Here is a 26,037-nt window from a genome sequence, read left to right on the forward strand (position 1 = left end):
ATATTTGAACTAGGCGACGATATTTTTGGGTAGCCACCCCGCCGCTCGGTACCAGTCGACGGTGTGAGTGAACCCGTCGATGAGGCCGAACTTGCTGGGTACTCCCTCCGCCATCGGAGCGCTAGATGGGGTCCAATCGGCGTGAAGCAACTCCTTAGCCTTGCCCAAACCGAAGACCGAAGGGGTGTTTGTCAGAGAAGACCAAGCATCCACAAGGGCTCCGGCGGTCAAAATGCCTGGGTCGGGAAGCCTTATCAGACGGGGTTTCGCGCCCATGACGTGCGCTGCGCCGCGCATGATTTCCGTCCAGGTGTATCCGTCGCGCCGCACATCGGAGAGCTCAACGAGACCCAAAACGGGTGTCCGGCAGAACGCAACGAGCTTCGCCGCCGCGTCCTCGACATGGATCATGGCGACGCGTGAGGCCTGCGACAGCACCGGCAAGACCGGGCTGCGAGCGGCCAGCTGGAACAGCCCGAGCGTCTCGGTGTCCCCCGGACCATAGATCGCCGGCGGGCGAACGATGAGGGCGCTGGGATCGGCGGCGCGCACCGCGTCCTCGCCCGCCCGCTTGCTGGCGGCGTAGTTCGAGAGGGACGGCTCGCGGGCCGCGAGGCTGGAAACCAGGATGAACCGGGCTCCGGCGGCCCTGGCCGCTTCGGCCGCGGCGCGGGCGCCGTCTTGGTTCACCCGATTGAAGCCCTCCAGGGTCGTCGCCTTGATCAGGCCGGCGACGTGGATGAAGACTTCTGCGCCCGTCGACAGCCGCTCCAGCGCGCCGGGTGTTCCAAGGTCGCCGGTGACGACCTCGACTTCGATGTCGCGCCAGAAGGCGTGGACGGGGTCGCGGCGCACCAGGACGCGAGGCCGCCAGCCGTCCTGGGCCAGCGCGCGCACCAGGTGACGGCCCAGAAAGCCGGTCGCGCCCGTGACGGCGACGACGCCGCGCGCGTCAGTCGCCATAGGTTCCGGCCAAGTAAGCCGTCTTGGCTTTCGAGCGGCTGAGCTTGCCCGACGAGGTCTGGGGCAGGGCGTGGGCGCCCACCAGCTTCACCTTGGCTTCGACGCCGTGACGGGTGCGCAGCAGGGTCGCGACGGACTCGCGCAGCGCCGCGCGGCTGTCGGCGTCGCCCCCACGGGCCTGGACCAGGACCACGACCTCGTCCTCGGGCTCAGCCGGGATCGCGAAGGCGCAGACGTCACCGCTGCGCAGGCCGTCGATCTCGTTATCGGCTGTCCATTCAAGGTCTTGCGGCCAGATGTTGCGGCCGTTGAGGATGATCAGGTCCTTGGCGCGGCCGGTGATGACGATCTCGCCGTCGATCTTGAAGCCGATGTCACCGGTGTCCAGCCAGCCGTCGGCCGCGAGCACCCGGGCGGTTTCCTCAGGGTTGGCGAAATAGGCGCTCATCACCGACGGGCCCTTGGCGAAGATGCGGCCGACGCCGCGCTCGGGCAGCACCTGGCCGTCGTCGCCGCGCACTTCCAGGAAGTGATCGGGCAGGGCGGGACCGCAGCGGGCGAAGTCGCGAGCGCGTTCGGAGCCCTCGGGCGCGTCGACCGCCACGGCGTCGCGTTCCAGGCGCTCGACGTCGAGGGTCTCGGCGCGCAGGCCCTGGCCCAGCGGCGCCATCGACAGGGCCAGGGTGGCCTCGGCCATGCCGTAGCTGGCGACAAACGCCTTGTCCGAGAAACCAGCGGGGGCGAAGGCTTCGACAAAGGCCTTAAGGGGCGGCATGCGGATCATGTCACCGCCCAGGCCCGCGCTGCGCCAGTGCGACAGGCTGTAGTTGTCGAGCGGCTGACCCTGAACGCGGCGGGCGCAAAGCTCGTAGCCGAAGGTCGGGCTGTAGGCGATCGTCGCCTTGTTGCGCCCGATCAGGTCGATCCACAGCAGCGGTCGGCGCACGAAGGCGCCGGTCGGCAGCAGGTCGACCGTCATCTGGCAGCTGAGCGGGCTCAGCAAGAAGCCGATCAGGCCCATGTCGTGATAGAGCGGCAGCCACGAGATGGCGCGGTCCGAAGCCTGGACCTGCAGGCCATCCCGCGTGATGGCCACGCAGTTGGCCATCAGGGCCTTGTGGCGGACCAGAACGCCGGTCGGCGTGCGGGTGCTGCCCGACGAGAACTGCAGGTAGCAGGGGTCTTCCGGGCTAATGGTCGGCAAGGCCGCGCCGGCGTCTTCGGGAAGGTCGGCCAGCACGCCGGCGAACGCCAGGCCCGCCCGCGCGCCGATCTCGGCGACCCAGTCCTTCAAGCCCGCCGGACCGATCAGGATGTTGGCCTTGGCCGAGCGGGCCAGGTTGGAGATCTGTTCGATATAGGCCTCGCGACCGCCCAGCGGGGTCGGCAGGGCCATGGGGGCGGGCAGCAGGCCCGCATACTGGCAGGCGAAAAAGGCGCGGACGAAGTCGCCGTCGGTCTCGGCCAGCAAGGCCACGCTGTCACCGACCTTGGCCCCGGTCGCCAGCAGACGCCGCGCCAGCACGACCGCCTCGTCGCGCAGCTTGGCGTAGGGCAGGGCCTCGACCAGTTCGCCGCGCAGCGAATACAGGTTGATCCCCGTCTCGCCGGTCGCGGCGAAATCGAGGGCCTGGGTCAGGGTCGGGAAGTCGGCGAACCGGACAGTGCGGTCAGACGCCGTGGGCGTGATCATAACTTGGGCCTTCATCGTCTTAAGTCGGTCGCGGCGCGGAGCTTTCCTCCGCCGCGAGTCGGGCGAGCCTGCGGCGCGCCATGAAATACATGCCAATGGCCATTGCCAAAGCGGACGCAACCAGAGCGGCGCCTGCGCCGGTCAGGCCGAAGGTCCTGATCAGCGGAACCAGACACGCCAGATAGGTCACAACGACGACCAGGCGAACCATCATCGCCGCGCCCGCCGCGCGCATCGAGACCAGCATCGGCTCCAGCGGCAGGGTCATCACGCCGATCGCGGCGGCGGCCACCTGCCAGTTCATCACGCCTGCTGCGGCGCCGAAGCCGTGACCCATCACGGTCTCAAGGATCCAGCGACCAGACGCCAGGCTGACCAGCAGCAGCACGCCGGCGGCCGCGCCGCCGATCAGGGCGATCTGCACCGCCAGCTTGGTCATGGCCTGCTGGCCACCCGAGGCGCGCATCCTGGCCAGTTCCGGATAGAGCGCCGGCACCATCAGGCGCGCGGGCTTGGCCATGCCGTCGGCGACCTGCTTGCCGATCCGCCAGAGCGCGGCCTGCGCGGGACCCAGCAGAGCGCCGACCGCCATGGTCAGCACGTGGGTGAAGCCGACGTCCAGCGTGCCGGAGAAGTTGGTCGCCATGGCGAAGCGCCAGACGCCCGGCAGGTCCTTGCTGGTGGGGCCCATCACCGTGAAGCCGCTGAGGAGGCCTTTGCGCTTCAGGTCCCAGATCGCGATGGCGGCGATGTAGAAGAACGCCGCGAAGGTTCCCGCCGCCCAGGCCAGCAGGAAGTACTGGATCGGCGCCTGCGTCACCGCGCAGATCGCGCAGCCGATCAGTCGGACGAACGAGCTGATCGCCTGCTCGGCGGCCAGAAAGCGAAACCGATCAAACAGGCGCAGCAGGCCCACGCCCGATGCAGAGGTCATCACGCCGATCGACAGGGCGTAAAGCGCGCCGTAGCCGTTCATGCCCTCGGGCCAGCTGAGTTGGCGCCAGAAGAACCAGGCGCCCAGCATGCCCAGCAGTACGCCCAGCACCGCGCTGATCAGGTCCAGAAGCAGCGTGAAGCGCAGCACCTGCTGAAAGCGGCGCTTGTCGTTCTCGAGCAAGGGCGCGGCGCCATAGGTGATCAGGGTCTGCCAGGACTGGAAGTGCGCAACCTCGCCGAGGAACTGGGCGAAGGCGTTGATGATCACCAGCACGCCCATCATTTCCGCGCCAAGGCTCCGGGCGGTCAGGGCGATGTAGGCGAGGCCGATGATCGCGTTGACCACGCGGCCGCTCAGCAACTGGCCGGCGTTGGCGAGCACCTTCTTCAGCGGGTTTTGCACGGCTTCCGTCACTGGGCGCGTTCCCGCTTGTCGACGATCGCCGGGGCTGCGCCGCCCAGGCGTCGCAGAAGGCTGGAAACACGGTCGAGGCGCCCGCGGGTGGTCGCCGCCATCTCGACCCCGATATCGGGCCAGCCCCTGGTCATCACGACGGCCACCGACAGGCTGTGCCAAACCTGATGGTGCTGCGCGATGGAGAGGAAACAGACGCGTTTGGCGTTGGCCACGTCAGCGCTGTTGCTCCAGCCGGGTCTGCACGCGGCCCTTCAGCACCACGCGATCGCCCTGGTCGGTCACGGTGTATGTGTTGGCCTGGGTGCTGCCCTTGGGCCCGGAACCCGCGATGCCTGCGTCGCCGCTGACCGCGCCGGTGCGCAGGTCGATCAGCGCCCGGGGCGCGTCGAAGGCATAGCCTTCCGCGCTGGTGATCTTCACCCCGTCGGTCAGCAGGAGGGTGTTCGCAGCCTCGCTATAGACGCCGACCTTCGCCGTGGCCTGGCTGGGGTTGGGCTGGCCATAACCGCGAACCAGCAGGGGCGTGGTCAGGCGGACGATGTTCTCGTCCTGCGCGTCCCGCACGGCGCGTTCAGCGGTGATCAGGAACGGACGACCGTCTTTCAGCACGCCAGTGAAGCGGGGCTTGTCGAGCACCAGGGGCGCCGAAGCGGCCTGGGTCTGGAGCTTGCTGGAGGCGAGGCTGCGCCAGGACGCCTGGGCGATCACGGCCACGCCCACGCTGACCGCAAAGATGGCCAGCACCAGGCGCAGCCGCCGGACGGGTGTCCGGCGACGGTTGCGGGCCCGTTCCGCGGCGGTTTGAGGAGGAATGATGGCGGCGGCGCCATCGGACTGGGTGAGCATTTGAGCCCATGGATAATCCTCCGCCGCCGTTCGCCCAAGACCTTTGTTTTGTCATGCGCCGCCGCCCGGCTTTCCCGCAAAGACGGCGGCGCCGGCGTCTTGCGTGGTTGTTCGGGACAGCGAAGCGCGTGATCCTGGGTTCCGCGCCGTGTAAGGACCCGCGTCATGTTCCCCAGACCTTCGCCGCACAAGGACTTCGGTGTCTTCCTGCCGGTGGCCAACGGCGGCTGGATTGTCTCCAGCACCACGCCGGTGCTCGATGGTCTCTATGCTCAGAACCGGGCCGCGGCGGTGCTGGCGGACGAGATCGGCATGGATTTCGTCATGTCGATGGGCAAGTTCCGGGGCTTTGGCGGTGAAACCGACCATTGGGGCACGTCGCTGGAGTCGGTGACGCTGATGGCGGCCATCGCCGAGGCGACCAAGCGCGTCCGAATCTGGGCGACGGTGCATCCGCTGCTGCAGAACCCGGCTGTGGCGGCCAAGATGATCGCGACCCTGGATCAGATCAGCGGCGGTCGCGCGGGCCTCAATATCGTCGCCGGCGCCTACAAGGCCGAGTTCGACCAGATGAGCGCCTGGGACGATTCGCTGTCTCATGACGACCGCTACGCTCTGGCCGAGGAGTGGACGACCATCCTCAAGCGGCTGTGGACCGAAGACAGCGTCGACTTCGCCGGCCGTTACTTCACGATGAAGGATTGCCAGTCCAAGCCCAAGCCCCTGGCCAAGCCGCGCCCGGAACTGATCTGCGCCGGCATGTCGGACCGTGGCTTTCAGTTCTCGGTGCGCGAGGCCGACGCCTGTTTCATCGGCGGACGGTCGCGCGAGGAGCATCGCGACGCCTCCCGCCGGGCCAAGCGCATGGCCGAGGATCTGGGACGGTCCGTCCGCACCTACGCGATGTGTACGGTGATCCATGGATCCACGGAGGCCGCAGCCCAGGCCCTGGTGGCGCGCTACGCCGAGGGCGCTGATATCGGCGCGATCCTGTCCATGCTGGCCAGTTGGGGCGTTCCGGCCGAGCGGCTTCAGGCGACGGCCAAGCAGCAGGGGGTGTTCATGACCCAGACGGTGGTCGGCTCGCCGGCGTCCTGTCGTGAGCAGATCGAAGCCTTCGTCACGGAGTGCGAGCTGGACGGTTTGATGCTGATTTTTCCCGACTACGTCGAAGGGCTCAGCATGTTCGGCCGAGACATCCTGCCAGGCTTGCGGACGGTGTTCTCGTGAGCTTGCAGGCCTGGATCGCGCCGGCGCGGACGGCGCTGGTGATCGTCGACATGCAGGTCGATTTCGCCGCCCCCCAGGGCCTTTGCGCCCAGTGGGGCATGGACCTGACGGCCGTCCCCGACGCGCTTGCGGCCGCCGATCGTCTGGCCGGCGCCGCGCGCGAGGCCGGGGCGGCTGTGATCTTCGTTGGTCTGTTCACGACGCCTGAAACTGACTCCGAGGTCTGGCATGAACGCGGGCGGCGGCGGGGCTATGATCCGCAAGAGAGCCCGGCGCTATGCCGCGCCGATGCGCCAGGCAGCGACTTCTTCGGGCCTCAGCCCCAGGCCGACGAACTGGTCTTCCGCAAGACGCGCTACAGCCCGTTCTGGGACACGGACATCGCCGCTCGACTGCGGGCGATGGGCGTCGACACCCTGGTGTTGGTGGGGCTAACCACGGAATGCTGCATCGACAGCACCGCGCGGGACGCCTTCAACCACGACTTCCATGTGTTCATTCCCGTCGACGCCTGCGCGGCCTACGAGGCGGAACTGCATGAGGCGTCCCTGCGGACGCTGGACCTCAACACTGCGATCCTGACCGACACCGACAGCGTCGTCGCGGCGTGGGGCTCGGCCTCCTAGCGGTCCTTTTGAGGGCCGCCGCCGAGCATGGCCGCCCGCAGATCTTCTTCCAGCATCCAGAGTCTGTCCTGGCCCCAATGCGCCTCGTGGCCGCTGACGCGGAAGGTCGGGGCGCCCCAAAGGCCAGCGTCCAGCAGGGCCGCGCGATTGACCTCAGCCCGCTGCCGCCAGCTCTCGTCGGCCAGCGCCGCGGCGGTCTGTTCGTCCGTCAATCCGGCGCGACGGGCCACCGCATAGAGCCCATCGTCCTCCGCCAAGGCGATCCCGTCAGCGAAGGCGGCCTTGAGGCCGAGTTCGGCGAACGGCTCGCCCAGCCCAAGCGGTATGGCATGGTGAAGTACGGCCAGCGCCCGTTCGGCTCCGGCGCCGACGGGATCGACGATCCGCCCGAACGGCAGGCCCACCCGTTCGGCTTCGCGCTTGCAGTCCAGGGTGATGTAGATCGTCTTGATCCTCGGCACCGCCAAGCCCCGCATGACCATCGGCAGGATGGGGCGCAGCTCAAGGGTCGCGCCATACGCCTTCGCCAACTGGCGGATGCGCGGCATGAACAGCCAGGAGTAGGGGCTGCGGAACGAGAACCAGGCCTCGATAGTCGGTGGCGCGCCGGACGGCACGGGGCTGAGCGAGGGCTCGATGGCCGGTGCGAGCTGTGGCGATCCGGCCTCGCGATCCAGCCCGCGCGCGGCCAGGCGCGCCTCCAGGTGGTTCAGCCGGTCGACGCCCCAGAACCACTCGCCTTCGAAGTGGAACATGCCGCCCAGATAGTGTCCAAGCTTGGCGCGGCGCGCCTTCCCAACCTGGAGCAGGCTCTCGCCCAGGCTAAGGTCCTGCCCGCCGGCCCAGGCGGACATGGCCGCAAGGGTCTTGTGATCGCCCGCCCACAGCGCGGCTCCAGCGGCGTAGGCCGTATCGTCGAAGCGTCCCCGCTGCATCGCATCGGCGAGCACGGTCTCGAGGCGGCGCACCGCTTCAACCGGCGGCAGCGCCGCGTCCACTGGAAAGCCAAGGCCACGAGCCCGCGCCACCCGGGCCGCGTCGCGCAGGCCGTAGGCGCGCAGGCGCTCCCGGTCCGGGGCGGCGGAATCTTCGGGTGGTGGAACCAGATTGACTTCGATATCCGCTGCGTAGCGCGCGCGCAGGCGGGGCAGCATCTGGATGGCCAGGTGCGAGTAGGGGTCGTCGGCCTGGTGGAAGTACCGGATGGTGGGTCGCTTGCCGCGCAGACGGTCTGCGAGCGCCGCGCCGTCTCTTGCCAGCTTGCGCCGCGTGGGGCTGGTCAGGGCGGTGGTCACGCTTCGCATGATCATGGTGCGCAGGGACACGGCGGGACCTCCAGGTTGATCGGTGAATGACATCTAGCGGCACGATGAATGTCAATATATGCTTCGAGCAACGATGAGAGAGGGAGGCGCGAATGAAGGCGTGGAAGCCACTTGTCGCGGGCGCCGCGGTGTTGGCGGTCGCGGGCGCGACGGCCTGGCATTTCCGTTTCGACCTGATCGTGATGCTTGCGAAGTCCAGGCAGCCGAAGATCGAAGCCAACATGCCGGTGACCTGGGTCAAGGGTCCGCCAGCGGCTCCGGCGGACGGCCAGCGGCCGCCCAATGTCGTATTCATTCTCGCCGACGACCTGGGTTACAATGACATCACGCTGAATGGCGGCGGCGTCGCCGGTGGCTCGGTCCCAACGCCCGCGATCGACTCGATCGCGAAGGAGGGCGTGACCTTCGCCAACGGCTACAGCGGCAACGCGACCTGCGCCCCCTCGCGCGCGGCGATCATGACGGGCCGCTACGCCACGCGGTTCGGCTTTGAGTTCACGCCGGCTCCGGTGGCGTTCTCGCGCGTTGTCGGCGGTCACGCCGGCGATCCGCTGCATCCCTCGCGCTTCGACGCGGCCCAAGCCAAGAACATGCCCAAGGACGACAATGTCCTGGCCGTGCCCACCACCGAGGTGACCATCGCCGAGGCGCTCAAGACCAAGGGCTACCACACCATTCACCTGGGCAAGTGGCACCTGGGCGGCGTCAAGGGTTCGCGTCCCGAGGATCAGGGCTTCGACGAGAGCCTGGGATTCATGGCCGGGGCCGCCTTGTTCGCGCCCGTTGGCGATCCGAGCGTCGTGGAATCACGCCAGGACTGGGATCCGATCGACAAGTTCCTGTGGGGAGCTCTGCCGTTCGCCGTCCAGTACAACGGCGGCAAGATGTTCACGCCCAGCCACTACATGACCGACTATCTGACGGATGAAGCGGTCAAGGCGATCGACGCCAACAAGAACCGGCCGTTCTTCATGTACCTGGCCTACAACGCCGTCCATACGCCGTTGCAGGCGCCCAAGGCCGACTACGAGGCGCTGTCGCACATCAAGGACCATCGGATGCGCGTCTACGCGGCCATGGTTCGCAACCTCGACCGCAATGTCGGCAAGGTGCTGCAGGCGCTGAAGGACCGGGGTCTCGACGACAACACCCTGGTGATCTTCACCTCGGACAACGGCGGCGCGAACTATGTCGGCCTGCCGGACATCAACAAGCCTTACCGGGGCTGGAAGGCGACGTTCTTCGAGGGCGGGATCAAGGTGCCGTTCCTGCTGCGCTGGCCCGACCAGTTGCCCGCCGGCGCGGTCTATCGCAGCCCGGTCGGCCATGTGGACATCTTCGCGACGGCCGCCGGCGCGGCCGGGGCGCCGACGCCCAAGGATCGCGTGCTGGACGGTGTCGATCTCGTCCCCTTCATCAAGGGGCAGGCCTCGGGCGATCCTCACAAGGCGATCTTCTGGCGCTCGGGTCGCTACAAGACGGTGCTGGCCGGCGGCTGGAAGCTGCAGGTGGCGCAGGAGCCGAACAAGACCTGGCTCTTTGACCTGTCGACCGATCCCACGGAGCGTAAAGAGCTGTCCAAGGCGCGTCCGGAGAAGCTTCGCGAGATGCAGGCGATCCTGGCTCAGCTTGACGGGCAGATGATGAAGTCGTCCTGGCCGTCGCTGGTGACCGGCGCCTTCTATATCGACCATCCGGGCGGCCAGAAGGCCAAGCCCAGCGACGAGTACATCTATTGGGACAACTAAGGCCGCTTACGGTCCTGATGGTTCTGGCGCTGGCCGGCTGCGACCGGCCAGCGCCCAAGGCTTGCCTGGCGGATCCGCCCGTTCCTGATCCCCAGAACCGCACTGCGGGGATGGTTCGGCTGACGGGCGGTGAGTTCCAGATGGGCGCCGCGCCGCTGCGTCCCGAGGAGGGGCCGCCCCAGACGGTCAAGGTCGCGCCGTTCTGGATCGATCAAACAGAGGTCACCAACGCCGCCTTCGCGCGGTTCGTCGACGCTACGGGCTATCGCACTGTGGCCGAACGACCGCTCGACCCCGCGCGCTACGCCCACGTACCGGCGGCGCAGCGGCGTCCGGCCTCGCTCGTCTTCGTGGGGGCGAAGGGGGCGAGGTCGGACGATCCTTCCCAATGGTGGCGGGTGATCCCCGGCGCCGACTGGCGGCATCCCGAGGGGCCTGGCTCGAACATCCGGGGCAAGGACGCCTGGCCGGTGGTGCACATCGCCTGGGAGGACGCCATGGCCTATGCGCGCTGGCTGGGCCGTGACCTGCCCACCGAAGCGGAATGGGAGTACGCCGCGCGCGGCGGGCTGGTTGGCAAGCGCTACACCTGGGGCGACCAGGCGCAGGATCCGTCACAGCCGCGGGCCAACACATGGCAGGGCGTGTTCCCGGCCCAGGATCTTGGCGATGACGGCTTCAAGGCCAAGCCTGCGCCGGTCGGTTGTTTTCCGCCCAACGGCTATGGCCTGCGGGACATGGCCGGCAATGTCTGGGAGTGGACCCGGGACTGGTTCAAACCGGGGCTTGATCCGGTGAGCGTCATTGAGACGGGCGGGCCGCCCGAGGCCCGCGCGCTCGACCCGGAAGATCCGAGCTCGCCCAAGCACGTGGTCAAGGGCGGCTCGTTCCTGTGCGCCGACGACTACTGCTTCCGCTATCGGCCCGCAGCGCGAACGCCGGGGCCGCCGGACAGCGGCGCGTCGCACGTGGGCTTCCGCACCGTGCTCCGCGCCGCGCGCTGAGCGTTCGTTCAGTTCACGACGCTAGCCTTTTCCGGCGACCAGAGGCGCTCGCTGTCACGCGCGCCTTGCGACTCGAACCCCGGAGCCGGGCGCGTGCGGATGTTCAACTGCCCCGCGAGGCCCGCCTTCCGGTGGTGCTCGATGGCGTGCATCTCCGGCGACAGGGCCATGGCCTGAAAGGCGGCGAGGGACGGGTACTCGGCCAGGGCCACGGCGTCCCACATCTCCTCGACCTCGCCGAGCAGCAGGCCGGTGACCGCGCCGCTATAGCGGATGCGGCCGCCGAGGGCCTCGATCAGGCCGGAGACGACGGCGCCGTAGCGGGCGTAGGCCTCGCGGCCCGAAAGCTCGGGTTCCGAGCCGTCGGGATATTCGGCCTTCTCCTTGAACTTCAGCAGGTTGACCATCACGAACGGGCCATCATCCGCTGCGCCGAAGAAGTCCTGGAACTGCTCGGGGCTGGGGAAGACGGTGTTGACGACCTTCATCTGAACGCTCCGGTTTAGGGTTTCGGCAGGCTGGCGACGAGACCGTCCAGCAGGGCGGCGATCTCGACGGGGCTGTCCTCCTGCACGAAGTGGCCGCCCTTCAGCGTGGTGTGCGCCACCTTCTTGGTTCCGGGCACGCGGGCCAGGAACATCGCTTCGCCGCCGCGCGTGATCGGATCGGCGTCGCTGAAGGCGGTGACGAAGGGCTTCTCGAACGTTTCCAGCACGGCCCAGGCGGTCTTGTTCTCTTCGACCGAGGCGTGTTCGGGCGTGATCGGGACCAGGGCGGGGAAGATCCGCGCGCCTTCCTTGTAGCTTTCGTCGGGGAACGGCGCGTCATAGGCCGCGCGCTCGGCGTCGGACAGGTCGCGGGCCGTGCCGCCGTTCAGGATGAAGCCGACCGGCAGTTCCGGCGTGTTCTGGCTGAAGTTCAGCCAGGCCTCGAAACCCTCGCTCTTGCCCACGCCGATCGGCAGGCCGGTATTGGAAACCACGACGGCCGAGAAGCGCTCCGGAAACGCGGCCACCAGGCGCAGGCCGATCAGGCCGCCCCAGTCCTGGCAGAAGAGCGTGATGTCCGTAAGGTCGTTCTTCTCCAGCCACGCGCTCATCCAGGCCACATGGCGCTCGTAGGTGTAGTCGGTGCGCTTGGCGGGCTTATCGGACCGGCCAAAGCCCACCAGGTCCGGCGCGATGACGCGATGGCCCTTGGCGACCAGTTCGGCGATCACCTTGCGGTAGAGGTAGGCCCACGACGGCTCGCCGTGCATCAGCAGGATCGGCCGCTGATCCTTGGGACCCTCATCCACGTGGTGGATGCGCAGGGCCGTGCCGTCGGCGTCGGTCACCTCCGTGTAGCGCGGGGCGTAGGGCCAATCGGCGAGGCCTTCGAACCGAGCATCCGGCGTCCGCAACACATCCATGAGATTCCTCCGACCGTCGAGATTTTTATTGACACTATGCGTGCCATTATGACGCCTATTGGTCAAGGACGAGATGGAGAGGGCGGATGCGCAAGGTCTGGATCGGGTTGGGCGTCGCGGCGGGCGTGATTGCGGTTGGTCTAGGGACCGCCTGGCTGATGCGCGAAAGGCTGGCGCAGGCCGCCATGCGCAAGGTTTATGAGCAGGTCCTGGCCGTCGACACGATGAAGGATCTGCCTGACGGCCTGCACGTGGGACTGTGTGGCGCCGGCTCGCCCATGGCCGACCCGTTGCGGTCGGGCCCCTGCGTGGCGGTGGTCGCCGGCAAGGATCTGTTCGTGGTCGACTCCGGGTCGGGCTCGACCCGCAATCTGCTGCTGATGAACATGCCGCCGCCACGCGTCAGCGCGGTGTTCATCACCCACTATCACTCCGACCACATCGCCGATCTTGGCGAGCTGATGTTGCAGCGCTGGGCGGGCGGCGCCTCGAAGACGCCGACGCCGGTCTATGGCCCGCAAGGGCTGGAGCAGGTCGTTCAGGGCTTCGAGCAGGCCTATACGCTGGATCGCGGCTATCGCATCGCCCACCACGGCGAGGCCGTCGCGCCGCCTTCTGGGTTCGGCGGCGAGGCGCGCGCGTTCGTGGCTGATCCGGCGGCGCCGGATGTGCTGGTGCTGGAGAAGCCCGGTCTGAAGGTCTGGGCCTTCCCGGTCGCGCATCATCCCGTCGAGGGCGCGGTCGGCTATCGCTTCGAATACAAGGGTCGCAGCGTCGTGATCAGCGGCGACACCGGCCCCTCGGACCGCCTGGTGAAGGCCGCCAAAGGCGCGGACCTGCTGCTGCACGAAGGCCTGGCCCCGAACCTCGTCGCCGTTCAAAAGGAGGTCGCCGACAAGATCGGACGCGATAACTACGCCAAGATCTTCCACGACATTCTCGACTACCACACCGCCCCGGAGGTCGCGGCTGAGGAGGCCAAGGCGGCCGGCGTCGGCGCGCTGTTGTTCTACCACATCATACCGCCGCTGCCGGTGCGTGCGCTGGACGGTCCGTTCCTGGGGCGTTCGCGCGAGATCTTCGATGGCCCCATCAAGGTCGGCCGCGATGGCGACTTCGCCTCGCTGCCGGTGGGGTCCAAGGAGATCAAGTGGTCCAACCGCCTGCTCGCGCTCTAGATTGGACTTGGCCCCGCGCCGGTCGCGGGGCTAAGCAGGAGCCGAATAGAGAGAGGTTCCCGTTGGTGAGTTCCGCGCCGCGCTATCTTCGAGCGGGGGCCGATATCGAGCCCGAAGCCCCCGCCGCGGATGGTCGCCGCCGGCGTTCGCAGGACAGCCGCGCCCGGATCGTCCAGGCCATGCTCGATCTGGTGCGGGAAGGGGACATCTCGCCCTCGGCGGAATTGGTCGCGACGCGCGCCGACGTCGGGCTGAGGACGGTGTTTCGCCACTTCAAGGATCTCGAGAGCCTTTATCTTGAGATGTCGGCGGTGATCGAGGACGAGCTGATGTCGCTGGTCCACACGCCGTTCAAGGGCGCGACCTGGCGCGACCGCGTGCTGGAGCTCGTGGAGCGTCGAGGCTGGGCCTATGAGCGGATCGGCCCCTTCAAGCGCGCTTCAGAGGTTCTGCGCCACAGCTCGCCGACGCTGGTGGCCGACAACACCAAGATGGTGGAGATCTCGCGAGAAATCCTTCGCCGCCAGTTGCCGCCCGAGATCGCCAAGGATCGCGTGCGGTTCGAAGGTATCGACATGCTGCTCAGCTTCGACGCCTGGAACCGGCTGCGCCGCGACCAAGAGCTGACGCCCAAGCGCGCGACAGAGGTTCTGCAGGCGATGATCAGCGGTCTGCTGGAGACCTCTCAAGAGGCCTGAGCCGGCTGAGCGGGGGTGTGGCGGACCGGTTGCTGCCACCCCTTGTCAGCAGTTTGGTGTCTGACGCCTTCAATGCGCGCCTTGGAACACGGAAGTACGGGGAACGTTGTCGTCGCTGGGCGTCGGCGATGCTAGCTTGCCCTCAGGAGCGCTCATGACCCCCGACGATATGCCCCTGGTCGGCTTCGCGCCCGCCCCCGTGAGCCTTACCGACCGCTATTTCGAGGTTCGCCGCCGGACGGATAGCTTGGCCGCGCCGCTGTCGCCGGAAGACCAGAGCGCCCAGTCGATGCCCGACGCCAGCCCGACCAAATGGCACCGTGCGCACACCACCTGGTTCTTCGAGACGTTTCTGCTGACGCCGTTCCTGCCGGGGTACGAGGTCTTTGATCCGGCCTTCGGCTATCTCTTCAATTCCTACTATGAGGCGGTGGGTCCTCGACAGCCACGTCCTCAACGGGGGCTGCTCACCCGCCCCACAGCGGCTGAGGTTGGTGACTATCGCGCGCACGTCGACGCGGCGATGGCGCGGCTGCTGGCCGGCGCGCCGTCGGCCGAGGTCATCGAGCGGCTCGACCTTGGCCTGGCGCACGAGGAGCAGCATCAGGAACTCATCCTGATGGATGTTTTGCACCTGTTCGCCCAGTCGCCGCTCAGCCCCGCCTATCGGCCTGCCGCCCCAAGGGCCTATGCGGACCCCGGTCCCCAGAGGTTTCACCGGTTCGCAGGCGGTCTCGTCGAGATCGGGGCACGCGACACGGGCTTCGCCTTCGATAACGAACGGCCTCGCCACAAGTCGTACGTCGCGCCGTTCAGGCTGGCCGATCGCCTCGTCACCAACGGCGACTGGCTGGCCTTCATTGAGGCGGAAGGCTACGGCCGCGTCGAGTTCTGGCTGGCGGACGGCTGGGCCCTGGCGCGCGCCGAAGGATGGGAGGCGCCCGCCTATTGGCGCCGTGAGCGCGACGGCTGGAGCACCATGACGCTTCAGGGGCGCCATCCCGTCGATCCGCACGCGCCTGTCGTCCATGTCAGCTACTACGAGGCGGCCGCCTTCGCCGCCTGGTCCGGGCGCCGTCTGCCGACCGAGGTCGAATGGGAAGCCGCCGCGAGCGCGAGCGGGGCCCTATCGCCACGCCAGCTCTTCGGAGAGGCCTGGCAATGGACCTCCAGCGCCTACGCCCCGTATCCCGGTTTCCGGCCAGGGCCGGGGGCGCTGGGGGAGTACAATGGCAAGTTCATGGTCAACCAGATGACCTTGCGCGGCGGCTGCACGGCGACGCCGCCCGGGCATGCGCGGACGACCTATCGCAACTTCTTCCATCCCGGCAGCCGGTGGATGTTCGCAGGCGTGCGCCTCGCCGATGACGACCGCCTGTCAGCGGTGACGACGGAAAACAGCTTCCTCGATGAGGTTGTTGCGGGGCTTTCGGCCGAGCCGAAGTCGCTTCCCGCCAAGTACTTCTACGACGCCGAGGGTTCGCGCCTGTTCGAGGCGATTTGCGCCTTGCCGGAGTACTATCTGACCCGAACCGAGACCGCTCTGTTGTCGCGGATCGCGCCGCAACTGGCGGCCCGGATTCCCAAGGGCGCAGCCCTGATCGAGTTCGGCAGCGGCGCCAGCACCAAGACCCGGCTCCTGCTGGACGCCGCGCCGCAGGTGGCGGTCTACGCGCCCATCGACATCAGCCCCAGCGCCTTGGACGCGGCGGCCGAAAGCCTGCGAGACGCTTATCCCAAGCTGGCGGTCGCGCCGCTGGTCGATGACTTCACGCGGGCGATCGACTTGCCCGAGGGTGCGAAGGGCCGCGCCTCGGTGGGCTTCTTTCCGGGCTCGACGATCGGCAACTTTCCGCCGGACGAGGCCGAGGCGCTTCTGCGGCGCGCGCGGACGCTGCTGGGCGAGGGGGCCATGTTCATCGTCGGCGCGGACGTCGCCAAGAGCCCGGACGTCCTCGTGCCCGCCTATGACGACGCCCAAGGCGTGACGGCGGCCTTCAATCGCAACATCCTGGCCCACATCAATCGGGCGCTGAACGGAACCTTCGATCCCGAGGCTTTCGCGCATTGGGCGGTTTGGAACGCCCAGGAGAGCCGGATCGAGATGCATCTGGAAAGCCGATGCGAGCAGATCGTCATGGTCGGAGACTATGGCTTCCGGTTCGCGACCGGCGAGACCATCCACACCGAGAACTCCTACAAGTATCGGCCCGAAGTGTTCGAGGCGATCGCCACGCGGGCGGGCTGGGTCGTGGCTGAGCGTTGGATCAATGAGGATCCGACCTTCGCGATCTACGTGCTCACCGCCTGAGCGCGCATGCGAAAACGCGCCGGCCCCGTGTACGGAGCCGGCGCGTGCGCATTCTGCCGGACTAAAGCGAGCGGTCGGCGGGTCTTCCGCCGCGTGAGGATGAGCCACCCTTGCGCCCGGCGTTGGCGGCGAGGTCTCGATCCTTGGCGAAGCTGCGTTTCTCGCTGGGCACGCTAGCGCCGCCCTTCCTGGCGATCTCGCGGCGGCGTTCCGGATCCATGGCGGCGAAACCGCGACGGCCGCGGGGACGTTCGCTATCGGTGTCCATCTGGGGCTCCTAGTGGGGACTGGTCACAGGCGGCGCGCGGTGGAAACCGCGCCATAGGGACGGTCGTCCCCGGGATCGACCGGCGGCGAGGCTGGGGGCTCCTCGACGGGGACGACGCCGGGCTCGTACTCGGGCGGCTTGGGCTCGATCGGCGGCGGGGCGTCGGGGTCGGTCACTGGCGTCGTTTCCTCTGCGTTCCAGTGAAGTAACCGGTGAAGCCGCTTTCGGTTCACCGATTGGGCGACTTATTGCGCCGTACGGCGATCGTTTCGGCGCCCATCGGCGACGGCAGGCCAGTAGGGTCAGCCACGCGGCGCGCCGCCTCGGCCCCCTGAGCCGCCCGGACCTCGCATCCGATCCGGGCCTTGACCGCCGCCGCGTCCCAGCCGCAAGCCCTTTTGCGCCGGGGTCTTGGGCAGCTCAGCCAGATGCAGCCGCCCATCCTTGTCGGTGTCGAGCAGAGCAAAGCGTGTCTTCGCGGCCCTGGTCGCCTCGTCGCGGGTGATCCGTCGATCAAAGTCGCCGTCCGACGCCATGACCGGCTGCGGTTCGGCGATGAGGCCATAAAGCGCTGCGCCTTGCAGCGCATTGCCGCCCGATGGTCGTCGTCTTGGCCCGACGTCACCGTCGCCGGCCTGTCCAAGCCCCATGGGGCCTCGGCGCAGGGTGCTGGGCGCGGCCCCGCCGATGATCTCCGGCGCGATCCGGTTCTCGTACGCGGAGACCTCGAAGCCATCGATGACCCCGCTACGGTCGGCGTCGACCACGGCGAAGAAGCGAAGGGCGTCGGCGATGAACTCCTCGCGGTCCAACGCGCCGTCGTGGTTGGCGTCTGCGCCCGCGAACCAGGCTCCGACGGGGTAGGGCGCGTTGGGCGGCGCGCGGAAGGGCTCGCCGGCGGGGCTGATGAACAGTTGCGGACCGCCCGCCCCACCTCGGGGGCCGTCATCGCCTGGTCGCCCGGGACGTTCGCCAAGGGCTCCTGGCGGCGCGCTGGCGCACGCGGCCAGGAGGGTTGCGAGGGCGGCCGTCAGGCCAAGCGAGCGAAGCATCATGCGGGTGTCTCCAAGCGGTGTCGCTATGGAGACCACAAGCTTGGCCTTGAGATGACGGCGCAGACCGGTCGTCTCTCGGTCAAGAAACAATCGCGACCTGTTCGCGCCGCAATCAGGCTGGCAGCTTCACCGTGGCGCTCAACCCGCCGCCCCGACGGTTGGCCAGGGTGACGTCGCCGCCATGGGCGCGGGCCAGCGACCGGACGACCGCCAGTCCAAGGCCGATGCCGCCCGTCTCGCGATTACGGGAAGGCTCTCCGCGATAGAACGGTTCGAAGACCCGCTCCAACTCCGCCGGCGGCACGCCAGGGCCATCATCATCGATCTCGATGATCGCCATGCCGTCCTCGGAAAAGACCCGACCCCGGGCGCGGCCGCCGTACTTCAAGGCGTTCTCGACCAGGTTCGACACGAGTCGCTTCAACGCCACCGGGTCGCCTTCGATCACCGTTTTCTCGGCCCGGTCGACCGTCGCGTCCCCCCCCGTTTCGGCCGCCTCGTCGATCACGCTCTCGAGGAGCGAGGACAGCTCCAGCTTGGTGCGAACGGCGGGCCGATTGGTGTCGCGCACAAAGCCCAGCGTGGCGGAGATCATCGCTTCCATCTGATCGATGTCGGCGGCCAGCTTCGGGCGGATATCTTCTGGCACGGCCTCGATGCGGAACTTCAGGCGCGTCAACGGCGTGCGCAGGTCGTGGGCGATCGCGCCCACCATGGCCGTGCGGTCCTCGACGTAGCGGCGCAAGCGCTCCTGCATCATGTTGAAGGCGTTGACGGCGGCCACGACCTCGCCCGATCCGGTCATGTTGAGCGGCGGGGTGCGCGGGTCCTTACCCAGGCGCTCGGCGGCGTCGGCGAAGGCGGTGATGGGCTGGGCGAGCCGACGGGCGAACAGCCAGGCCAGCGGCGTCACGGCGATCACCGAAAGCAGCAGGATCAGCAGAATGCGCTGCTGCCAGCTGTCGAAGCGCAGGGTGGGCTTGGGCTCAACGACCAGCCAGTGACCGTCGCTTTGCCGGACGCCGACCTTGAAGTCGCCAAAGATCAGGGGCTCGTCCCGGGCCTGGGCGTTGCGCCCATTCCCGCCGCCCGGCGCGCCGCCTTCGCGGGCGAAGGGTTCGCGTGCGCCCTGCTGCTGACCATTGCCCTGCGTCGGCGGCGCGTCCGGCTTGGGGGGCGTCACCGGCGTGCGGCGAACGAAGAAGCGCGGGCCGTTGTCGATCTGCAGTTCGATACGGTTTGCCGGAACGCCTAGCGCCTTGCCAATGCCGGCCTTGAAGTCGGCGCGACGGGGCGTCTCGGGATTGCCCATGCGGATCGAGCCGCCTTGCTTGACGACCAGAAGCCGACCGTCGCGCGGTTGAACCGATTGCCCGGTCTTGAGCGCCCTGACGATCTCGCTGGACCGGTAGAACTCCGGCGGCGGCGGGGGCAGGGTGAAGATAACCGCGATCGAGATCAGCTGGGCCGCCACCAGGGTGACGATCACCAGTTCCAGGGCTTGCACGAACAGCGGCGCGCCGCGCCGGGACAAAATCATGGCGTGCGCACAACCTTGGCGGTGAACATGTAGCCTTCGCTGCGGATGGTGCGGATCAGCTCGCTCCCCCCACCATCATCCAGCTTGCGGCGGAGACGGCTGATCTGCACGTCGATCGCGCGGTCGTAGGCGTCACTGTCACGGCCTCGCGCCAGGTCCAGAAGCTGGTCGCGCGTCAGCACGCGCTGGGGGCGCTCCACGAAGGCGCGCAACAGCGAGAACTCACCGCTCGACAGGTTCACGACGATCGACTGGGGAGAGCGCAGTTCGCGACGCACCAGGTCCAGACGCCAGCCAGCGAACTCGCAGGCCGCGCCCATCGCGTCGTCGACCGCGCGGGGCTCCTGGCGTCGACGCAGCACGGCGCGGACGCGGGCCAACAGCTCGCGCGGGTTGCAGGGCTTGGGCAGGTAATCGTCGGCGCCCAGTTCCAGGCCGACAATGCGGTCGGTTTCCTCGCCCATCGCCGACAGCATGATGATGGCGGGCGCTTCGGGCGTGGCGGAGAGCCGGCGGCAGATGGCCAAGCCGTCCTCGCCGGGCAGCATGACGTCGAGAACGATCAGGTCGATTGGCCCGCGCGCCAGAACCTGCTCCATCGTGCGCCCATCCTGGGCGGTCTCGACCACATAGCCATGCTTGGCGAGAAAGTCGGACACGACGTCGCGTATGCCTGGATCGTCATCGACGATCAGGATCCGCGAGGGCGCCCCGCGGACGGCCTCGAGCTCGCTTTGGACGGCGTTTTGGACGTTTTCCATGCCAATTTCCTGTCACGCGCCGGTCACGTTCAGATTTCACGGCTGAAACAGCTGCGCAACCCAGTCCGCGACCAGACGTCTCAGGCCTGCCTAGCCGGGGGAATTGTTCTTCGGGATCGCGAAGCCGGCGCCTTGGGCCTTCATCGCCGCGACCACGCGGTCCCCGACGAAGGGATTGCCGCGCCGCTCGGCGCCGAAGGTCGACATGGGGCCATGGCCGGGCACGAAGCGCACGTCCTCGCCCAGCGGCCAGAGCTTCTGAGTGATCGAGTCGATCAGGTCCTGGTGGTTGCCCATCGGGAAGTCGGTCCGACCGATCGAGCCCTGGAACAGGACGTCGCCGACCTGGGCAAACTTGGTCTCGCGGTGGAAGAACACCACGTGCCCTGGCGTGTGGCCGGGGCAGTGGAACACCTCGAACTGGGTCTCGCCCAGGGTGACCGTGTCGCCGTCGTCCAGCCAGCGGTCGGTGACGAAGATGCGGGCCTCAGGGATGCCGTACATCTCGCCGCTTTCCTGGATGCGATCGATCCAGAACTGGTCGTCCTTATGAGGACCCTCGATCGGAACCCCCGTCCGCGCCTTCAGTTCGGCCGCGCCGCCGGCGTGGTCCATATGGCCATGGGTGATCCAGATCTTCTCCAGCGTCAGCCCCTTGTCGGCGATGGCCTTCAGCAGGCGATCGACCTCGCCGCCCGGATCGATCACGGCCGCCTTCATGGTCTTGGCGCACCAGACGATCGTGCAGTTCTGCTGCAACGGGGTGACCGGGGCGATCACGGCGCCGATCGGCATGGTCTGGGTCATGGAAACTCCTCGTATCGCCGCAGCATAGACGCAGCACCGCCCCAAATGAAGAAGGCCCGGGATCGCTCCCGGGCCTTCTGTGTCCACCAGGGTGGAGCGCTTTACTTCACGTCGTCGACGCCACGACCCATCGCCTCGGCGGGCGAGTTCATGTCGGTCTCTTCGGTGATGTCGATGCCCTTGGCCAGCTTCGAGTGCCAGAAGCCGTAGGCGATGTAGATGACCGCGCCGACGGCGGCGTAACCGCCCAGGATCATCAGCGGCAGCGGGTTGTCGTTCATCGCGTGAACGATCATCGGCTGGAAGTTCTGGTCGGCCAGGAACAAGCAGGCCGCGATACCCGCAGCAGCGGTGAACATGCCGCCCGGAACCTTGAACGGACGCGGCAGGTCGGGGTGCTTGATGCGCAGGTAGATCACCGACAAGCAGACGATCGAGAAGGCGACGGCCGTACCCAGCGACATCAGATCACCCAGCAGGCTGATCGGCAGGAACGAGGCGGCGATGGCGATCACGACGCCCAGCAGGATGGTGCCCATCCAGGGGGTGCGGAACTTGGGGTGAATCTCAGCGAACACCTTCGGCAGCAGGCCGTCGCGGGCCATGGTGTAGAAGATGCGGGTCTGGCCGTAGCACAGCACCAGCATGACCGAGGACAGGCCGGTGATGGCGCCGATCTTGATGGCGAAGCTGATCAGGTTCAGCTTGCCGCCCTCGGCCGCAGCGTACGGGACGTCGGCCCATTCCAGGCCCATGCGGTCGATGGCGACAGCGATCGGGGCCGGGCTGGCCAGTTCACGGAAGGGCACCACGCCGGTCATCACGGCCGCGACGGCCATGTAGATCAGCGTACAGATCACCAGGGCGCCCAGGATGCCGATCGGCACATCGCGCGAGGGGTTCTTGGCTTCGGCGGCGGCGGTCGAAACGGCTTCGAAGCCGACATAGGCGAAGAAGATGATGGCGGCGCCGCGGAAGATGCCGCCGACGCCGAATTCGCCGGGCTGACCGGTCGGCTCGGGGATGAAGGGGTGCCAGTTGGCCGGATTGATGTACTGCGCGCCGACCGCAATGAACGTCACCAGCACGATCACCTTGATGACCACGATGGCGTTGTTGACGTTGGCGGACTCGCTGACGCCGACCACCAGCAGGGCCGAGACCATGGCGATGCCGATGGCGGCCACCAGGTTCAGCGTGCCAGTCATGGCGAACATCGTGCCGCCGCCGGGCGCGGCCACGGCTTGGATCAGCGGCGTCGCCCACATCGGGGCGTCAGCGCCGGCGACCTGGATCATGGGGAAGTTGATCCCCAAGGCGTGCAGGGTGCTGACCACATAGCCCGACCAGCCGACCGCGACGGTCGAGGCGGCCACGCCGTACTCGAGCACGAGCAGCCAGCCCATGATCCAGGCGAAAACCTCGCCCAGGGTGCCGTAGGCGTAGGTGTAGGCGGAGCCCGAAACCGGCATGGTCGAGGCCAGTTCGGCGTAGCACAGGCCGGCCAGGGCGCAGGCGATGCCCGCGACGATGAACGACAGCATGATGGCGGGGCCGGCGTTGGCCGAGGCCACCTGACCCGTCAGCACGAAGATGCCGGCGCCGATGATGGCGCCGACGCCCAGGCTCATCAGATTGATGGGACCCAGCGTACGCTTAAGCTGGCTATGCGCGGCCTCCTTCTGGATGCTCGCGATCGACTTTTTCAAAAATAGCCTGTTTCCGGCCATGTGTGCGTTTCCCCAACGACCAGCGAACCCCCGCCGGTCAGGCATTGGGGGCGGACGTTAGTCAGAGAGGCGTCGTCGCGCAACGCCTTGCGGTGACGGATGCGATTTCAGGGGCTATGCCTCCACCCAATGCTGCCGATCGAGAATGTCCTGCCCGCGCTGAAGGCGGCGCTGCTCGCAAACAACGCGACCGTACTGGTTGCGCCGCCTGGCGCGGGCAAGACCACGGCTGTTCCCTTGGCGCTCTTGGACGCGCCGTGGGTCGAGGGCCGCAAGATCATCGTTCTGGAGCCAAGGCGTCTGGCCGCCCGCGCCGCGGCCGCGCGCATGGCGTCCAATCTGGGCGAAGCCGTTGGCGATACAGTCGGTTTCCGCGTCAGGCTGCAGTCGAAAGTCTCGGCCCGCACGCGGATCGAGGTCGTCACCGAGGGTGTGTTCACCCGCATGATTCTCGACGATCCCGGCCTGGACGGGATCGCCGCCGTGCTGTTCGACGAGTTCCACGAGCGCAGCCTCGACGCGGATCTGGGCTTGGCCTTCGCCCGCGATGTGCAGAGCGTGCTGCGCGAGGACCTACGCCTGCTGATCATGTCGGCGACGCTGGACGGCGCCCGGATTTCGTCCCTTCTGGATGACGCGCCCATCGTCGAGAGCCAGGGGCGGATGTTCCCGGTCGACACGCGCTATCTGGGGCGCGACGAGCGCCAGCGACTGGAAGAGCGGGTCGGGCGTGCGGTCGAGCGCGCTCTGGCCGAGGAGACCGGCTCGATTCTGGTGTTCCTGCCCGGCCAAGGCGAAATCCGGCGCGCGGAAAGCTGGCTGAACGAGCGCCTGCGCCGTTCCGACGTCGATATCGCGCCGCTGTATGGCGCGCTGGAGCCGGCGGCGCAGGATCGCGCGATCTCTCCGGCCCCGGCGGGGCGGCGCAAGGTCGTGCTGGCCACCTCGATCGCCGAGACCAGCCTGACCATCGAGGGCGTACGGGTGGTGATCGACGCAGGCCAGGCGCGCGTGCCGCGCTTTGATCCGGCCTCGGGCATCACCCGCCTGGAGACCGTGCGCGTCAGCCGCGCCGCCGCCGACCAGCGCCGAGGTCGCGCCGGCCGGACCGAGCCCGGTGTCTGTTACCGCCTGTGGGACGAGCCCGAGACGCGGTCGCTGCCCGCCTTCGCCCGGCCCGAGATCCTGGAGGCGGACCTGTCGCGCCTGGCGCTGGACCTCGCGCGCTGGGGGACGAAAGACCCCGGCGACCTGACCTTCCTCGACCCGCCGCCCGCCGCCGCCTTCGCCGAGGCCCGGACGCTGCTGATACGCGTGCAGGCCCTCGACGCACAGGGCGACCTGACCGCTCACGGCAAGGCGCTGGCCGACCTGCCGCTGCCGCCGCGTCTGGCCCACATGGTGGCGCGTGGCGCAGCCTCAGGCCAGGCGCGCGAGGCGGCCGAGATCGCCGCCGTGCTGACCGAGCAAGGGCTGGGCGGCCGCGATGTCGACCTGCGGCGGCGGCTGGAGGGCCTGCACCGCGACCGCTCGCCGCGTGGCCGCGACGCCATAGCCTTGGTCGAGCGCTGGTCGCGCGCGGCGGGGCGAGCTTCAGGCGCCAAGACCCTGGAGATGGGCCTGCTACTGGCCGAGGCCTATCCCGAACGCGTCGCCAAGGCGCGGGGCAAGCCGGGCGAGTTCCAGCTGGCCGGCGGTCGCGGCGTCTATCTGGAGCCCACCGATCCCTTGGCCCGCGAGCCCTGGCTGGCCGTCGGCGAACTGGGCGGCGGCGACAGCCGGGACCGCATCCTGCTGGCCGCCGCCGTCGACGAGGCGCAGCTGCGCGAGACCTTCGCCGATCGTCTGGTCGCCGAGGATCGCCTGGAGACCACCGGCGGCAAGGTGCGCGCCAAGCGCCTGCTGCGCCTGGGCAAGCTCGTTCTGGAAGAGCGGCTGATCGAAAACCCCGATCCGGCCATGATCGCCGGCGCGCTGATGGACAAGGTCCGGGCGGAAGGGCTGTCAGCTCTGCGCCTGGGCGAGCGGGGCAGGGCGCTGCTGGACCGCGTGGCCTTCCTGCGCGACGTTGATGGCGAGGCTTGGCCGGACCTGTCAGAGCCCGCCCTGATCGACCGCCTCGACGAATGGCTGGAGCCGCTGCTGGCCGGGCGCTCGTCGCTGGTGAGCCTGGATGAGGGGGCGCTGCACGATGCGCTGAAGACCTTGGTGCCTTGGGACCTGCAGCGGAGGATGGACACGCTCTTGCCCGCCCGCTTCGAGGCCCCGACCGGCAACAGCTTCGCCATCGACTACGCCGCTGAGGGCGGGCCCCGCGTCGAGGTGCGGGTGGGCGAGCTCTATGGCCTCTCCGAACACCCCAGCGTCGCCGGCGGCAAGGTCCCGCTGACGCTCTCTCTGCTCTCGCCCGCCCACCGCCCGATCCAGATCACCAAGGATCTGCCGGGCTTCTGGAAGGGCTCCTGGCGCGAGGTGAAGGTCGAGATGAAGGGCCGCTATCCCCGTCATGTGTGGCCGGATGATCCAGCCAGCGCCGCGCCGGTAACGCGGGCGAAGCCGCGAGGGACTTAAGAAATCCTCCCCCTGACGGGGGAGGTGGCGCGAAGCGCCGGAGGGGGAAGGGTTGGAGCGCTTGCCTCTTCCCCCTCCGTCGTCGCTACGCGCCGACACCTCCCCCGCTAGGGGGAGGATTGATCAGCCCGTCACCGTATAGATCATGATCCCCGTCGCCACCGACAGGTTCAGGCTGTCGGCCCGGCCGCGCATCGGGATCTTCACGTTGACATCGCACGCCGCCGCCAGTTCCGGCGGCAGGCCCTGTTGCTCGTTGCCCATCAGGATCAGCGACGGCTTCACATAGTCGGCGGACTTGTGGTCGACGGTGGCGGTCAGGAGGGTGCCCACCACGCTGCCGGGCCAGGTTTCGCGCCAGGCCAGGAACTCGGGGATCGTGGCCTTGGCGATCTTCACGGCGAAGATCGAGCCCATGGTCGCGCGGACGCCCTCGACCGAATAGGGATCGACGCAGTCGCCGACCAGGATCACCCCGCCGCAGCCCGCTGCGTCGGCGGTGCGGATGACGGTGCCGAGGTTGCCGGGATCGCGGACGGCCTGCATGGCCACCCAGCACGGCGCGCTTTCCGGGACGATGGCTGAGAGCGGCGTGAACACCTGCTTGAACACCGCGACCACGGCCTGCGGGTTGTCGCGACGCGAGACCTTTTCGAGGATTTCGCGATTGACCTCAATGACTTCGCCGCCGGCCTTCACGCAGGCGGCGACGGCCTTCTTGAGCATCGGGTGATCGGCCGCGTCGGGGCCGTACATGACAATCTTGGGCGCGTGGCCGCAGTCGATCGCCTCGATGACGATCTTCAGGCCCTCGGCCAGGAACAGGCCGCTGTCCTCGCGTTCCTTGCGCATGTGCAGGGCGCGGACGGCCTTCACCGTACTATTGGTCAGGGAGGTGACGGTCTTGGTGTTCATGGC

24 protein-coding genes are annotated in these 26,037 nt (G+C 68.1%); 8 read left to right on the top strand and 16 right to left on the bottom strand.

From position 1 onward, the window contains the following. Positions 1–9 precede the first annotated feature (9 nt). From cerR to lptC, 5 genes are read right to left on the bottom strand one after another with little or no spacing between them, the layout of a single operon-like run. Positions 10–963, bottom strand: a complete 954-nt coding sequence (cerR, locus tag CA606_RS07250; protein ID WP_096051737.1) for a ceramide reductase — start codon at positions 961–963, stop codon at positions 10–12. Continuing rightward, complete coding sequence (locus CA606_RS07255; protein WP_096051736.1) at positions 953–2,671, bottom strand: fatty acyl-AMP ligase; 1,719 nt, start codon at positions 2,669–2,671, stop codon at positions 953–955. Before CA606_RS07255 ends, cerR begins: the two co-directional genes overlap by 11 nt. Before the next feature lie 4 nt (positions 2,672–2,675). Next, a complete protein-coding gene (locus CA606_RS07260; RefSeq protein ID WP_096051735.1) occupies positions 2,676–4,007 on the bottom strand; it encodes a lipopolysaccharide biosynthesis protein in 1,332 nt (443 codons plus the stop codon). Further along, the gene (locus tag CA606_RS07265; RefSeq protein WP_423752943.1) at positions 4,004–4,222 is read right to left on the bottom strand and encodes a hypothetical protein; all 219 of its coding nucleotides are present in this window, start codon (positions 4,220–4,222) and stop codon (positions 4,004–4,006) included. Before CA606_RS07265 ends, CA606_RS07260 begins: the two co-directional genes overlap by 4 nt. 1 nt (position 4,223) lies before the next feature. After that, entirely contained in the window at positions 4,224–4,856 is a 633-nt protein-coding gene (gene lptC, locus CA606_RS07270; RefSeq protein WP_096051734.1) for an LPS export ABC transporter periplasmic protein LptC, read from the bottom strand. 165 nt (positions 4,857–5,021) lie between these two features. Between lptC and CA606_RS07275 the strand changes: the two genes are divergently transcribed. Both CA606_RS07275 and CA606_RS07280 read left to right on the top strand, forming a co-directional pair. Continuing rightward, positions 5,022–6,086, top strand: a complete 1,065-nt coding sequence (locus CA606_RS07275; protein WP_096051733.1) for an LLM class flavin-dependent oxidoreductase — start codon at positions 5,022–5,024, stop codon at positions 6,084–6,086. Continuing rightward, the gene (locus CA606_RS07280) at positions 6,083–6,712 is read left to right on the top strand and encodes a cysteine hydrolase family protein (RefSeq protein WP_096051732.1); all 630 of its coding nucleotides are present in this window, start codon (positions 6,083–6,085) and stop codon (positions 6,710–6,712) included. The genes CA606_RS07275 and CA606_RS07280 overlap by 4 nt, the downstream gene beginning before the upstream one ends. Here the strand turns inward: CA606_RS07280 and CA606_RS07285 are convergent. Then, positions 6,709–8,022: a 2-hydroxychromene-2-carboxylate isomerase gene (locus tag CA606_RS07285; RefSeq protein ID WP_233282201.1), complete on the bottom strand. Its 1,314-nt coding sequence runs from the start codon at positions 8,020–8,022 to the stop codon at positions 6,709–6,711. The genes CA606_RS07280 and CA606_RS07285 overlap by 4 nt on opposite strands. Before the next feature lie 107 nt (positions 8,023–8,129). Here CA606_RS07285 and CA606_RS07290 point away from each other — a divergent pair, with 107 nt between their 5' ends. Both CA606_RS07290 and CA606_RS07295 read left to right on the top strand, forming a co-directional pair. Further along, positions 8,130–9,785, top strand: coding sequence for a sulfatase-like hydrolase/transferase (locus CA606_RS07290; RefSeq protein WP_096051731.1), 1,656 nt, complete (start codon positions 8,130–8,132; stop codon positions 9,783–9,785). After that, a complete protein-coding gene (locus CA606_RS07295; RefSeq protein ID WP_096051730.1) occupies positions 9,773–10,789 on the top strand; it encodes a formylglycine-generating enzyme family protein in 1,017 nt (338 codons plus the stop codon). Before CA606_RS07290 ends, CA606_RS07295 begins: the two co-directional genes overlap by 13 nt. Positions 10,790–10,797: 8 nt before the next feature. Here the strand turns inward: CA606_RS07295 and CA606_RS07300 are convergent, their stop codons facing one another. Further along, a complete protein-coding gene (locus tag CA606_RS07300) occupies positions 10,798–11,277 on the bottom strand; it encodes a DUF1330 domain-containing protein (RefSeq protein WP_096051729.1) in 480 nt (159 codons plus the stop codon). Between the two features lie 14 nt (positions 11,278–11,291). Further along, positions 11,292–12,200, bottom strand: coding sequence for a haloalkane dehalogenase (locus CA606_RS07305; RefSeq protein ID WP_096051728.1), 909 nt, complete (start codon positions 12,198–12,200; stop codon positions 11,292–11,294). A gap of 86 nt (positions 12,201–12,286) precedes the next feature. Here CA606_RS07305 and CA606_RS07310 point away from each other — a divergent pair, with 86 nt between their 5' ends. The 3 genes from CA606_RS07310 (at position 12,287) to egtB (ending at position 16,387) form a co-directional block, all read left to right on the top strand. Further along, positions 12,287–13,378 (top strand): MBL fold metallo-hydrolase, encoded by a 1,092-nt coding sequence (locus CA606_RS07310; RefSeq protein ID WP_096051727.1) that lies wholly within the window; start codon positions 12,287–12,289, stop codon positions 13,376–13,378. A 65-nt stretch (positions 13,379–13,443) separates the two neighbouring features. Further along, entirely contained in the window at positions 13,444–14,076 is a 633-nt protein-coding gene (locus tag CA606_RS07315) for a TetR/AcrR family transcriptional regulator (protein ID WP_096053839.1), read from the top strand. A 154-nt stretch (positions 14,077–14,230) separates the two neighbouring features. Next, the gene (gene egtB, locus CA606_RS07320; RefSeq protein ID WP_096051726.1) at positions 14,231–16,387 is read left to right on the top strand and encodes an ergothioneine biosynthesis protein EgtB; all 2,157 of its coding nucleotides are present in this window, start codon (positions 14,231–14,233) and stop codon (positions 16,385–16,387) included. Between the two features lie 61 nt (positions 16,388–16,448). Here egtB and CA606_RS07325 read toward each other — a convergent pair whose 3' ends face one another. The 7 genes from CA606_RS07325 to CA606_RS07355 form a co-directional block, all read right to left on the bottom strand. Beyond that, positions 16,449–16,655, bottom strand: coding sequence for a general stress protein (locus CA606_RS07325; protein ID WP_096051725.1), 207 nt, complete (start codon positions 16,653–16,655; stop codon positions 16,449–16,451). Positions 16,656–16,678: 23 nt separating this feature from the next. Then, positions 16,679–16,831: a hypothetical protein gene (locus CA606_RS07330; RefSeq protein WP_181242829.1), complete on the bottom strand. Its 153-nt coding sequence runs from the start codon at positions 16,829–16,831 to the stop codon at positions 16,679–16,681. A gap of 126 nt (positions 16,832–16,957) precedes the next feature. Continuing rightward, positions 16,958–17,710, bottom strand: a complete 753-nt coding sequence (locus tag CA606_RS07335) for a hypothetical protein (protein ID WP_181242830.1) — start codon at positions 17,708–17,710, stop codon at positions 16,958–16,960. A gap of 112 nt (positions 17,711–17,822) precedes the next feature. Then, a complete protein-coding gene (locus tag CA606_RS07340) occupies positions 17,823–19,250 on the bottom strand; it encodes an ATP-binding protein (RefSeq protein ID WP_096051722.1) in 1,428 nt (475 codons plus the stop codon). Further along, positions 19,247–20,011 (bottom strand): response regulator, encoded by a 765-nt coding sequence (locus tag CA606_RS07345; protein ID WP_096051721.1) that lies wholly within the window; start codon positions 20,009–20,011, stop codon positions 19,247–19,249. The genes CA606_RS07340 and CA606_RS07345 overlap by 4 nt, the downstream gene beginning before the upstream one ends. Positions 20,012–20,101: 90 nt before the next feature. Next, positions 20,102–20,818, bottom strand: coding sequence for an MBL fold metallo-hydrolase (locus CA606_RS07350; protein WP_096051720.1), 717 nt, complete (start codon positions 20,816–20,818; stop codon positions 20,102–20,104). Positions 20,819–20,919: 101 nt separating this feature from the next. After that, positions 20,920–22,548, bottom strand: a complete 1,629-nt coding sequence (locus CA606_RS07355) for an amino acid permease (protein ID WP_181242831.1) — start codon at positions 22,546–22,548, stop codon at positions 20,920–20,922. A 99-nt stretch (positions 22,549–22,647) separates the two neighbouring features. On the opposite strand from CA606_RS07355, the gene hrpB reads away from it, so the two are divergent. Further along, a complete protein-coding gene (gene hrpB / locus CA606_RS07360; protein WP_181242832.1) occupies positions 22,648–25,119 on the top strand; it encodes an ATP-dependent helicase HrpB in 2,472 nt (823 codons plus the stop codon). A 123-nt stretch (positions 25,120–25,242) separates the two neighbouring features. On the opposite strand, the gene CA606_RS07365 is transcribed toward hrpB, so the two are convergent. Continuing rightward, complete coding sequence (locus CA606_RS07365) at positions 25,243–26,034, bottom strand: TrmH family RNA methyltransferase (protein WP_096051717.1); 792 nt, start codon at positions 26,032–26,034, stop codon at positions 25,243–25,245. Positions 26,035–26,037: the final 3 nt, after the last annotated feature.

This window comes from Caulobacter vibrioides, assembly GCF_002310375.3.
GTDB classification, from domain to species: Bacteria; Pseudomonadota; Alphaproteobacteria; order Caulobacterales; family Caulobacteraceae; genus Caulobacter; species Caulobacter vibrioides_D.